This is a genomic window from Vicinamibacterales bacterium, from assembly GCA_036496585.1.
Taxonomy (GTDB): domain Bacteria; phylum Acidobacteriota; class Vicinamibacteria; order Vicinamibacterales; family 2-12-FULL-66-21; genus JAICSD01.
Genome location: DASXLB010000050.1, coordinates 85,421 through 97,521, shown reverse-complemented (window position 1 = coordinate 97,521; position 12,101 = coordinate 85,421). Strand labels below are relative to the sequence as shown.

At 65.3% G+C, this 12,101-nt stretch carries 10 protein-coding genes; 7 read left to right on the top strand and 3 right to left on the bottom strand.

The window, feature by feature from the left end:
• The first annotated feature begins 245 nt into the window (after positions 1-245).
• The 4 genes from VGI12_16135 to VGI12_16120 are packed head-to-tail and all read left to right on the top strand — an operon-like array spanning position 246 to position 4,001.
• Positions 246-1,280: an SDR family oxidoreductase gene (locus tag VGI12_16135; protein HEY2434206.1), complete on the top strand. Its 1,035-nt coding sequence runs from the start codon at positions 246-248 to the stop codon at positions 1,278-1,280.
• Positions 1,281-1,305: 25 nt separating this feature from the next.
• Positions 1,306-2,115 carry a sugar phosphate nucleotidyltransferase gene (locus tag VGI12_16130; GenBank protein HEY2434205.1) on the top strand — a complete coding sequence of 270 codons (810 nt, stop codon included), beginning with the start codon at positions 1,306-1,308 and terminating at the stop codon, positions 2,113-2,115.
• A 12-nt stretch (positions 2,116-2,127) separates the two neighbouring features.
• Positions 2,128-2,784: a PIG-L deacetylase family protein gene (locus VGI12_16125; protein ID HEY2434204.1), complete on the top strand. Its 657-nt coding sequence runs from the start codon at positions 2,128-2,130 to the stop codon at positions 2,782-2,784.
• The gene (locus VGI12_16120; protein HEY2434203.1) at positions 2,781-4,001 is read left to right on the top strand and encodes a DUF5009 domain-containing protein; all 1,221 of its coding nucleotides are present in this window, start codon (positions 2,781-2,783) and stop codon (positions 3,999-4,001) included. The genes VGI12_16125 and VGI12_16120 overlap by 4 nt, the downstream gene beginning before the upstream one ends.
• An 8-nt stretch (positions 4,002-4,009) precedes the next feature.
• On the opposite strand, the gene VGI12_16115 is transcribed toward VGI12_16120, so the two are convergent.
• Genes VGI12_16115 through VGI12_16105 form a run of 3 tightly spaced genes read right to left on the bottom strand, consistent with a single transcriptional unit; the run spans position 4,010 to position 7,476 of the window.
• Positions 4,010-5,008 (bottom strand): hypothetical protein, encoded by a 999-nt coding sequence (locus tag VGI12_16115; GenBank protein ID HEY2434202.1) that lies wholly within the window; start codon positions 5,006-5,008, stop codon positions 4,010-4,012.
• A gap of 58 nt (positions 5,009-5,066) precedes the next feature.
• A complete protein-coding gene (locus tag VGI12_16110) occupies positions 5,067-5,963 on the bottom strand; it encodes a glycosyltransferase family 2 protein (protein ID HEY2434201.1) in 897 nt (298 codons plus the stop codon).
• 1 nt (position 5,964) lies between these two features.
• Positions 5,965-7,476, bottom strand: coding sequence for an oligosaccharide flippase family protein (locus VGI12_16105; protein HEY2434200.1), 1,512 nt, complete (start codon positions 7,474-7,476; stop codon positions 5,965-5,967).
• 471 nt (positions 7,477-7,947) lie between these two features.
• On the opposite strand from VGI12_16105, the gene VGI12_16100 reads away from it, so the two are divergent.
• From VGI12_16100 to VGI12_16090, 3 genes are read left to right on the top strand one after another with little or no spacing between them, the layout of a single operon-like run.
• Positions 7,948-9,726 carry a glycosyltransferase gene (locus VGI12_16100; protein ID HEY2434199.1) on the top strand — a complete coding sequence of 593 codons (1,779 nt, stop codon included), beginning with the start codon at positions 7,948-7,950 and terminating at the stop codon, positions 9,724-9,726.
• Entirely contained in the window at positions 9,726-10,952 is a 1,227-nt protein-coding gene (locus tag VGI12_16095) for a glycosyltransferase family 4 protein (protein ID HEY2434198.1), read from the top strand. The genes VGI12_16100 and VGI12_16095 overlap by 1 nt, the downstream gene beginning before the upstream one ends.
• On the top strand, positions 10,949-12,100 hold the full coding sequence (locus VGI12_16090; GenBank protein ID HEY2434197.1) for a glycosyltransferase family 2 protein: 1,152 nt from the start codon (positions 10,949-10,951) through the stop codon (positions 12,098-12,100). Before VGI12_16095 ends, VGI12_16090 begins: the two co-directional genes overlap by 4 nt.
• Position 12,101 lies beyond the last annotated feature (1 nt).

The following is a 12,101-nucleotide window of genomic DNA, read 5'->3' as shown; positions in this document are numbered from 1 at the left end:
TGGGTTTGAAAAGACGACTTGAGTTGCACTCTGAGGAGATTTTAGTCATTCGTTTCGGCGACTTTTCTATTCTGCGCGCGGGCCAGACCGCGAAACGCTGAAAACATCGCGAAAAACCCCGCCAAAATCGACCGGCACGAGTCGGCCTGGCTGGCGGACTCTTTGCTCAATCCGAGACAGGTCGCCAGCCGTCGCAGGCGCCCATCAACACTTATCTTGAACAAGGCAGAGGCGAAGCATCCGCTATGAAGGTACTCGTCACCGGACATCACGGCTACATCGGGTCGGTCATGACCGACGTCCTCGCACAGGCCGGGCACCAGGTCACCGGCCTCGACACCTATTTGTACGAAGGCGCCGACTTCGGCCCGGGACCGCGCCCGGTTCCAGCCATCCGCAAGGACATCCGAGACGTCACGGCGTCCGACCTTCGGGGATTCGACGCCGTCATCCACCTGGCCGCGCTGTCCAACGATCCGCTCGGCTGTCTGGACGAGTCCTGCACCTACGACATCAATCACCTCGGCAGTGTCAGCCTGGCCCGCGCCGCGAAAGAGGCCGGCGTCTCCCGTTACCTGTTCGCCTCCTCGTGCAGCCTGTACGGCGCCGCCGGGGACGACCTGCTCGACGAAACGGCAGCGTTCAACCCGATTACCGCGTACGGCCGTTCCAAGGTGCTGGTCGAGGCCGACGTGGCGAAGCTGGCGGACGAGGCCTTCAGCCCGGTCTATCTGCGGAACGCCACGGCCTACGGCGCCTCGCCGCGGCTGCGCGCCGACATCGTCGTCAACAACTTCGTCGGCGTTGCCTACACGACCGGCAAGGTCGTCATTCAGAGCGACGGCACGCCCTGGCGCCCGCTCGTGCACATCCGCGACATTTCGCGGGCGTTTCTCGCCGTGCTCGAGTCGCCGCGGGAAGCCGTCCACAACCAGGCCTTCAACGTCGGCAGCTCCGAGGAGAACTATCAGATTCGCGACGTCGCCGACATCGTGAAGTCGGTCGTGCCGAATTGCACGATCGAATACCTCGAGGGGGGCGGTCCGGATCCGCGCTGCTACCGCGTCAGCTGCGAGAAGCTGCACCGGCGTCTTCCCGGGTTCAAGACGGAGTGGACGGTCCGAAAGGGCGTCGAGGAGATGTACGGGAGCTTCGTGCGAAACGGCCTCACCGCCGACAGCTTCGGCGGCTTCGTCCGTCTGAAGCGCATCGAGGCGCATATGCGCGACGGCCGTCTCGACGGCTCGCTGCGGTGGCAAAGTTCGGTGGCGGCACTCTAGGCATCGAAGGCGCGGTAGAGGACGTATGAAAGTCGTATTGTTCTGCGGCGGCATGGGCATGCGGATTCGCGAGGCTGGCGACAACCTCCCGAAGCCCATGGTGACCATCGGCTATCGGCCGATCCTGTGGCATCTGATGAAGTACTACGCCCACCATGGCCACAAGGAGTTCATCCTGTGCCTGGGCTATCGTGGCGACGTCATCAAGAATTATTTCCTGAACTACACGGAGACGCTCTCGAACGATTTCGTGCTGTCCGAAGGCGGCAGGAAGATCGACCTCCTGGCCAGCGACATCGGCGACTGGAAGATCACGTTCGTCGACACGGGCCTGACCTCCAACATCGGCCAGCGGCTCAAGGCGGTCGAGCCCCTCGTCGGCAGCGACCGGCTCTTTCTGGCCAACTACAGCGACGGGCTGGCCGACCTGCCGTTCGCGAGTCAGATGGAGCACTTCCAGGCGACCGACGCCGTCGCCAGCTTCGTCAGCGTCAAGCCCAACCTCAGCTACCACCTCGTCTCGTCGAACAGCTCGGGCATGGTCACGTCGATCGAGGACATCACCCAGACGCCGGTTCGCATCAACGGCGGCTTCTTCATCCTGAAGCGCGAGATTTTCGATTACATCAACCCCGGAGAGGAACTCGTGCGTGAGCCGTTCCACCGGCTCGTGCGAGCCGGCCGGCTGGCGGCCTATGCCTACGACGGCTTCTGGCAGTCGATGGACACCTTCAAGGATCGCACGCAGCTCGAGGAGATTTTCTCCAAGGGCAGCGCCCCGTGGGAAGTCTGGAAGAACGCCGCCGCGAGTCCGGTCGAAGCGGCCATCGTCTGAGTCGCCGGACCCATGCAGCACTTCCGTCTGGCGGCCGGTGACCGGTCGCCGCTCACGATCCTCTGCGTCGGCGCCCATTCCGATGACATCGAGATCGGCTGCGGCGGGACGATTCTTCAGCTCGCGGCCCGGCGGCGAGTCGACGTGCGGTGGGTGGTGTTCTCGGCCAACGACGCGCGCGAGCGCGAGGCCCGCCGCGGCGCGCGGCGATTCCTTCGACGCGCGCGTTCGGCGGAAGTGACGGTTCACCGCTTCCAGGACGGCTTCCTTCCATCGGCCGTCGCCGACGTCAAGGCGATCTTCGAGCAGATGAAGGCGCAATGTTCTCCCGACATCGTCTTCACCCACTACCGCGACGATCGCCATCAGGATCATCGCGTGCTCTCCGATCTCTGCTGGAACACTTTCCGGGATCACTGCATCCTCGAGTACGAAATCCCGAAATACGACGGCGATCTCGGCACGCCCAACTGCTTCGTCCCGTTGACGCGGGCGATTGCGCGCCAGAAGGTCCGAGGACTGCACGAGGTCTTTGGCACCCAGCGCGGCAAGCACTGGTTCGCCGACGAAACGTTCTTCGGGCTGATGCGGCTGCGCGGGATGGAATGCCGGGCCCCCGACGCCTATGCCGAGGCGTTCTACGGGAGAAAGATTGTCGTAGGCGCGTGACCAGCTCGCCTGCGTACGGCAACCTGGCCCTGTCGCCTGCGGCCGCAATCGCGGCCCCGTACGCCACCGAGGCGAGCGCTTCTCCGCGGCCGGCGAGCCCACGGCTGGCGTCACTCGACGCGTACCGCGGATTCGTGATGGTCGCCCTCATGGGCGAGGGCTTTCTCAACGCGCTCGGCGTCGATTACTTTCCCCACAGCCGTTTCTGGCAAGCCGTGGGCGCGCAGTTCCGACATGTGCCCTGGCAGGGCCTCACATTCTGGGACCTGATCCAGCCCTCGTTCATGCTCCTGGTCGGCGTGGCGATCCCGTTCTCGCTCGCATCGCGGCGCGCCCGCGGAGATACATCGCTGGTGATCTGGACCAGAATCCTGCGGCGTACGCTGCTCTTCCTCGTCCTTGGCGTCATCATCCTGTCGCGGCGGCTGACCTCGACCGACTTCAATTTCGCCGACGATGTTCTGCCGCAGATCGGGCTGAGCTATCCGTTCGCTTGCCTCGCCGAAGGATGGCCGGTCGGCACCCAGGTGCTTTTCGTCGCGGCGATCCTCGGACTCGATTGGGCGGCCTTCGCCCTTCACCCGGTAGCCGGCGCGCTGCCGTCGGGCGTTCCAGCCGGCTGGCACCAGTACGGGGGCTTCTTCGCGCACTGGAATCGGTTCGGCAACCTCGGCGCCGACGTCGAGCGATCGTTGCGGAACCTGTTTCCGCGGTCCTCGCCGTTCGACTATGACAAGGCCGGCCTGGCGACGCTGAACTTCGTGCCGTCGATCGCCACGCTGACATTCGGCGTCATGGCGGGCCAGCGGCTCCGCGCCGAGTCCGCCGCTGCCGCCTGCCGGTGGCTTGTCGCATGGGGCGCCGCACTGATCGGCGCCGGCCTGCTGATGGGATGGACGCTCTGCCCGATTGTGAAGTCGATCTGGACGCCGTCCTACACTCTGCTGAGCGGCGGCTGCGTCTTCCTGATCCTGGCCGCGTTCGTCAGCACGATCGAGGTCTGGGGCGCGAGAGCCTGGGCGTTTCCGCTGGTCGTCGTCGGCACGAATTCACTCGCCATGTACCTGATGCTGCATCTCTTCGCCGAGAGCCTGTGGCGCGGCGTCGGCCGGCATCTCAGCTGGTTGCCATGGCTCGGCGAGTACGCGGTGGTTTCGGCCCTGCTCTGGCTGACCTGCTACTGGATGTATCGGAAGCGCATCGTCATCACGATCTGAACGTCGCGCTAGGACTCGATAGGCCGAGACGGCGTGGCGGCTGGCGGCGCCGCCCCGGCTTCACCGGTGGGAGCGGGACGCGACAGCCAGACTTCACGCCAATACGGAAAGATGCCGCGCGGACACATCAGGTGGTAGCGCGACTCGCAGATGGCGCCCTCGAGCATGATGCAATCGCCCGGCAACCTCATCATTTTCCCCGAGGCCTCGTTGATGATCTTCGCCACGCGCTGCTGGACGCGAACCTGGCTGCCGCAATACGGCACCATTTCGGCATCGAACGACAGGCCGCGATTCTTGTCCTTGACGTCGAGCGTGGCTTCAATCTCACGCAACGTCTTGACCTGGATCAACTCGCCTGCCTGCAGATCGAGCCGCTCGCGCGGCGTCTGCTGGAGACTGCCCTGAAAGTGCGGAAACGACCGACCTTTCCGTTTCTGCTGGAGCGTGTTCAGCGCATAGATCGAGCACGCCTTCAACGTCTGCCACAGCGTGGCGTTGCCGGACCAGATGTCCGCGACATAGGCGCGGACATCCCAGAGTGACATCGGATGCGAGGCGTTCAGGAGCTCGGTTGCCTGGCAGGCATAGGTCGGGCCCTTGCCATCCGCGTCGGTGCCGACCACCTGCGTGCGCTCGACCAGCGTCGCGGCGCTGCAGGCCGGCGTCCGGTCTGGCGGCGGCGCGTCGTCTTTCGAGGCGGCCCGTTTCAGCCACGCTTCCTTCCAAAAGAGCATGCAGGCCGCCTCGCAGCCGCCGTGCGCGGCGCCGTCGCACCGCGTCGACAGGTGCACGGCATCGTCGACACGGCGCAGGCGCCAGATGCCGCGGGTGATGGTGTCGCACGCCTTGTGCGCGCGCTTGAGCACCGTGAATTCCTGGCCGCAGAAGGGCAGCATCTCCGGCATGAAGGGCATGCCGTCGAGCCTGCCGTCGGCGTCGAGCGTCGCCAGGATCTCCTCGGCGGATCGGACCACGACGACTTCCCCAACGCGGAGGCGCAGCACACCCCGCCGTTTCGTTACGCCAAAGGGCATATGTCTCTGAAGGAACGCGTCCGGCCCATTACGGTCTGGACGGACGCAGGGTGGCCATGGCTTCCGTGAGCAGGAACCGCCGATTCCAGTTCGCCCACCGCAAGAGCGTCAGCGCGCATCGGACGCGCTCGGCCATGGACATCGGCACGCGTCGGATGGCTCGGCCGACCAGGCGAAGCTGGGTGAATCGCGACGACGGCGTCCTGGCGGCATTCGCGGGATCGTACCAGGCGGCGGCTTCCGACTCGGTGAGCACGCGGGTCGCCCGCCCGTCGAAATCGCGATTGTAGAAGAGCCTGTCGTCGACGTAGGTCGCGCGCCCGACCAGCGACAGTTGCGCGAGAAAAATGACGTCGCCGGCGAAGCAGTTCGGCATCAGGTCGGTGAAGCCGAGGGCAGACCGTCTGATCAAGCCGAATAGCGAGTGAAACGCGGTGGGATTGCTGAAATAGCGCCGTAGGCGTTCACTTTGCGAATCGCAGGTCAAGTCCGGGCCAAACCTGAGATTGCGCAACGGGCGATCGTGTTCGTCGATCGAGACGCCGCCGGCATAGCAGTGGACGATGTCCGGTCGCGCGTCGAGAAGCTCGACGCATCGCGCGACGTAAGTCTCGTGCCAGAGATCGTCGTGCGCGGCCCACATGAAGTAGTCGGCGGTAGAACCGCGGACGACGTTGTTGAAATTCCACGAAGCGCCGCGATTTGTCTCTTCCCGCAGGTAACGGATGCGCCCGTCCTCGGCGGCGTGCCTGGCACAAATGGCCGCGGTTTCGTCGGTCGATCCGTTGTCGGAAATCACCAGCTCGAACTCGCGAAACGTCTGTGACCGCAGACAGGTCAGCGCCCGATCGAGGAACCGCTCACCGTTGTACACGGGGAGACCGATCGACACGCGGGCGCCGTCGCCGTGCGTCACCTGCTCCATCTCAGTTGCCCGGCGATACGGACGCCGCCGTGGCGCTCGGAACGCGCTCGCCGCGAAGGCGCGCCACCACCTGCTCCCACGCATCGGCGATGGCCCGCCGTTCGTCGGCGGTGAACACGCCGAGCACGAAGAGACCGAGCGGGTAGCACGCGACAATCGCGCTCTTGACGGCGATGGCGAGCCAGAGATTGTTGAGCGGGATCAGGAATGCCAGTGCCACAAGCCCCACGCCGAGGCCGACGATGCGCGCGAGCTTCTTGAATTCGTAGGCAATCGGATAGAAGCGCTGCGACACGACGTAGGTGTGCGAGATCCCGTAGATGCCCGAGCCAACTGCCGCAAGGGCGGCGCCGATCGCTCCGAGCGTCGGCACCAGTGCCAGCACGAGCACGATATTGACGGCGCCGGTGGCGATGGCAATGTAGAAGAGGCACTTGGTCTCTTTTCGCACCAGCGGACCGGTCTGCAAACAGTACTGAATGCCGCCGAAGAATCCCGGGATGACGGCGAACGGTATCAGTTGGGCGGCTCCCCAGTACTCGGGTGTGGCCGCAATTCGGATCAGTTCATGGCTCAATCCCGCCAGCGCAACGGTAACCAGGCCAGCGCCCGCCACATAGTAGGTCATCGTCCGCGCGTACAGGTGCTCGGCGTCCGGACGCTTCATGATCGAGAAGCGGAAGGGCCCGTAGCTGTTGGTGAATGGCGTCACCACCAGGATCGGGATGACGCTCCCGACCTTCAGCGCCACCGAGAACAGGCCGAGTGCCGTCAAACTCGCAAAGGCGTTCAACACGAATCGATCGAGATATTGGAACGTCGACCATCCCATCGCCGACAGCATTAACGGCGCCGCGTAGCCGAACAAGGGCCGAAGCCGGGAAGGCTCGAACCGCAGGCCGCAGTGACGGGCGGTGAAGAGCGTCAGCAACAGCCAGACGCACGCTGTCGCCGCCACCGTGCCCCAGAGGATGCCGACGAAGCCCAGCTTCAGGTACACGACCGTCCAGACGGTGGCGCTGATCTGTACGGTGAGCTGCAGCAGCGACACCACGATGAAGAACCCGGCGCGCTCCTTGGCCCGGACGAAGGCCATGTTGATCTCGCGCGTGGTCTCGAGCACCATCAGCAGGGCGACGAGCCTGAACGGCAGCGCATACGCATCCGAATGAAACAGCCATCGCGAAAGATTTCCCGCGTTGAGCGCGAAGATGAGCGCCGCGGCTGAAACGTAGAGGAACGTCCCGATGAGAGCCGAACTGATGACCGCATGCCGATCGCGCTCGTCTTCGTATTCGTAGTAGTAGCGCAGCGCCGCGTGGGCCACGCCGGCGCTGATCAGCGTCTGAACCAGGTAGCCGATCGTGGTGATCAACTCCAGGATTCCGAAATCCGCCGGCGTCAGGGTCCGCATATACAGCGGCACGAGCACGAAGGACGCGCCGCGATAGATGAAATTGCCGAGCGTATACGTAGACGTCTTGCGGCCGAACCTCTTGAGATCGCTACTCATCTGGATTGACCCGTTGAGAGCAAGGAATTAGCCACGGTGCTCCCCCTGACCAAGCCGAAAAGTCCGCGAAAATGCGGGCAACTGCGACCAGCAACCCGCATTTATCCAGCAGAACGACGCTAAAAGTCGCGTCATCGGGTGACTTCGAGAGCGCCGCGAGTCGACGCTCCGTCCGCAGGACGACGGATATGTAATCCTTGAATTGCGGACATTTGTCTCTGGTCACCCAGATAAAAGACACCTGACGTGGAGACTACCTCGCTGACCACGACGCCGTCGTCGCGATTCGAGATTATAGTCCTGACCAATAACAGACGTAACTGACTGATTACACGTCGCTTGCCGAAAAACGTCGATCGAGGCCATCCTCTGGCGGTCGGCTTGCACAACCATGGGTTTCACGAGCAGCAGGTGCAAAAGATCCTAGACGCGCCGGATGTCCGGCCGCCCATTGAAATAGACGCGCGGGCAATGACGAGCGATACCGGAACCACGCAGATGCGATCAGGGGCGACCGTCGCTCACGTGGTCCTGAGCCTCCAACCAGGTGGCCTCGAACGGCTCGTCTGCGACCTCTCAGTCGCGACGGCGCGGATGGGCGCCCGTGTGTTCGTCTATTGCCTGGACGAGAAGGGACGCCTGGCGCCCGCCCTCGAGAGTGAAGGGATCGCGGTGAAGCTCGTCGGCCGCCGCGCGGGGCTCGGTCTCGGGCTGATTCCGCGGCTGCGGCGGCTCTTGCTCGCCGACAAGATCGACGTCCTGCACACGCACGGCGTCGATCCCATGCTCTATGCCGGGTGGGCCGCCCGCCTCGCCGGCACTCCGGTACGAGTCCATACGCAGCATGACACGATGCTCGAAACCAAAGGCTGGCGTCACCGTCTGAAATTCAGACTGGCGGGGCCCGCCTTTCACTCGGTCGTCGCGGTGTCTCGCATGACCGAGCAGATCGTGGCGCGACACTACCGCGGGCGCGGATTGCGCACCATCGCCAACGGCATCGACGTCGAGCGGTTCCGGGTACGCACCGGCGCCGAAGATGGCGAACGCCGAACCGCGGGTGCGGGACTCGTCATCGGCACCGTCGCGAGACTCGCACCCGAGAAGGCGATCGATTCGCTGATCGACGCTTTCTCCACCGTCCAGCGCGCGATTCCCAACTGCCGCCTCGTGATCGTCGGCGATGGTCCCGAGCGCGAATCCCTGCACGCGAGGGTGCGCGAACTGCGGCTGGAATCCCGCGTCGAGTTCGCCGGCCATCAGCAGTCGGTCGAACGATTCGTTCGAGACTTCGATCTGTTCGTGCTGCCTTCCCGAACCGAAGGCATACCGCTCGCGATGCTCGAAGCGATGGCGACTGGCATCCCGGTCGTCGCGACAGCGGTGGGCGGAGTGCCGGAAGTGATCGTGAACGGCGAATCCGGCGTGCTCGTCGCGCCGAACGATTCCCTGGCGTTGTCCGCCGCCCTGATTCGTGTGCTCTCGGACCCCACTCTCCGTGCGCGACTCGGTGAATCCGGCGCGAAGCAAGTTCGCGGCTCGTTCAGCCTCGCGAGCATGGCGGCCCGGTACCGAGCCCTGTATCACCAGGATCGCGTACGCGGCTGGGCCGCCGCCGTCCGGTCGGCGCTGATGCGCGTGACGCCGCGCGCGATGATGACCTGGCGCGGACCGGTGAGCCGGCACGAGGTGGCGCTCACGCTCGACGATGGACCCGATCCCGAGTTCACGCCGAAGCTGCTCGAGATCCTCAAGCGCCACGACGTCCGGGCCACCTTCTTCCTGATCGGCGAGAAGGTCGATCGGCACGACGGCCTGGTCCGGAGGATCGTCAACGATGGTCATCAGATCGCCAACCACTCGTATTCGCATCCCCACTTCGGGGCGCTGACCCTGCGCGAAGCCCGATCGGAGATCGAGCGCGGCCGTCGCGCCGTCGAGCGCGCGCATTCGTCGGCGGCGGGCCGGTTGTTCCGTCCGCCGCGCGGCACGCTGTGCACCGCCTCCACGGTTCTCGCATGGCTGACCGGCAGCACCGTCGTCCTGTGGAGCGTCGACTACAAGGACTTCCGCGCGGAAACCGCTGACGACATCACGCGGGTGGCCGCGAACGGACGGCTGGTCGCCGGCGACATCATCCTGTACCACGGCCACAACCAGGCCGCGCTCGAAGCGCTGCCCGAGGTGCTCCAGGCTGCCCGCCGGGAAGGCCTGACGTTCGTGCCCGTCTCCAGAATGTGCTGGGCGTGATGCAGTTCATCTACCATCACCGCACGGCCGGCCGGGGAGGCGAAGGCGTCCACATCACCAGCGTGGTGCGGGCGCTGCTGCGCGGCGGCCACGCCGTCACGCTGGTCTCTCCTCCCGGCGTCGATCCGCTGGCGCCCGCCGCCGACGTGCCGCTCGACAAGGACATGAAGGGAATCGCGCGGCCATCAGGCATCAGCCGGCTGTGGAAGTGGCTCAGTTGCTCGTGCCCGCAGTTCGTCTTCGAGCTGGCGGAGATCGCGTACAACGCTTACGCCCTGGTGACGCTCCCGCGGCGGCTTCGCGGCCGCGAGCCGAGGGTGTATTACGAACGGTACGCGTTCTTCATGTCGGCCGGCGTCTGGGTCGCCAAATGGTACGGCCGTCCGGTCATCCTCGAGGTCAACGAGGTCACCGGCATCCAACGCGCGAGAGCGCAGAAGCTGCTCCGGCTCTCCCGCTGGTTCGAGCGCCAGACATTCTCGCGGGCCGACGAAATCATCACCGTGTCGAGCTTCCTGCAGCGGGAGGTCCTGCAGCGGGGCGGCCGGCCGGGCCACGTGCACGTCGTGCCGAACGCCATCGACCCGGCGCGTTTCCAGCACGCGGATGGACGGGCCGTGCGCGCCAGGCTCGGCCTCGGCGATGCGACTGTCGTCGGGTTTGCCGGCTGGTTCGATCGGTGGGATCGGCTCGATCGGCTCGTCGCGGCGCTGGGGACGTTGCGGCAGACGCACGGCGACGTCCGGCTGCTGCTCGTCGGCGACGGTCCGGTGGCGCACGAGCTCCGCGAGGCGATCGCTCGCGCCGGGCTCGAGCCGTTCACCACGCTCACCGGCCCCGTGCCGAGGGCCGAGGTGCCGAGCTACCTCGACGCGATGGACATCTGCGTCCTGCCCGACTCCAACGAATTCGGCTCGCCGATCGTGCTCTTCGAATTCATGGCGCTCGGAAAGGCGATCATCGGGCCTGACGTCGCGCCGGTGCGGGACGTGATCAGGCCTGGCGAAAACGGCTGGATCGTGAATCAGCGCAACGGCGGCGACCTGACCGCGGCGATCGGCGAACTGGTCGCCGATCCGGCCCTGCGTACTCGCATGGGCCTGGCGGCGCGGCGGCAGGCCTTGGCCGATCACACCTGGGATGCCGTGGCGATACGGGTCGAATCACTCGCGGCGGCGCATCTGGGCACGGCGTCGCCGGCTGACATCGCACTGGGGGCGGCATGACGGTAGTGGCGCTGACCACGGTTTTCTGGGTATCGGTCGTCCTGATCGGCTACAGCTACATCGGTTACCCGGTGTTGATGTTCCTGCTCGCCAGGGTGCGGCCAAACCCCGACAAGGCCGATCCCGCGTATCGGCCGCGGGTCAGTCTGGTCATCGCGGCGTGTAACGAAGAGAAGGCGATCCGGCAGAAGCTGGAGAACACCCTCGCCCTCGACTACTCGCGCGAGCTGCTCCAGATCATCGTCGCGGCCGACGGCTCGACGGATCGCACGGCGGACATCGTCGCCGAATACGCGGACCGCGGTGTGGCGCTGATGCACCAACCCGAGCGGCGCGGCAAGTCGGCGGCGCTCGACCGCGCCGTCGGCGCCTGCACCGGAGAGGTCCTGCTCTTCTCGGACGCCAACACCGACTACTCGCGCGACGCCGTCCTCACCATGATCCGGCACTTCGCCGATCCGAAGGTCGGCGGCGTGTCGGGGCGCAAGATCGTGCTCGAAGATCGCCAGCGCGCGGCGACGCAGGGGGAGACGGCGTATTGGGGCTACGAATCGTCCCTGAAATGCTGGGAGAGCGCCGTCGGATCCATCGTGACGGCGGACGGCGAGATCTTCGCCATGCGGCGCACCCTCTTCGGCGGGCTGCCTTCGTCGATCGTCCATGACGACATGTATCTGACGCTCCAGATGATCGACGCGGGCTACCGCGTCGTCTACGAGCCGCAGGCGACCTCGGCGGAGTACGCGTCGAAGAACCTCTTCGACGAGTTTCATTTGAAGGTGCGCTACGCATCGGCCGGCTACCAGATCGTGTCGCGGTTCCGGCAGTTCTTCGTTCCCTGGCCGACGTGGTTCGGGCTCGAATTCGCCTCGCACAAGCTGCTGCGATGGCTGGCGCCGTTCTTCCTGTTGGGCGCGTTCGCGACGAGCGGCGCGTTGGCGGCGAGGCAGCCGTATACGCTCATCTTCGTGGCCCAGGCCGCCTTCTATGCGGCGGCCGGCTTCGGCTACCTTCTCCGCCGGCAGTCGATCGGCGGCGTGCTGTACTTTCCGTTGTATTTCTCGGTCATGAACGCCGCGGCCCTCTACGGATTCGTCCGCTATTTCCGGTCGGGCCAGTCTCCGCTGTGGAGGAAGGCGGAGCGATAAG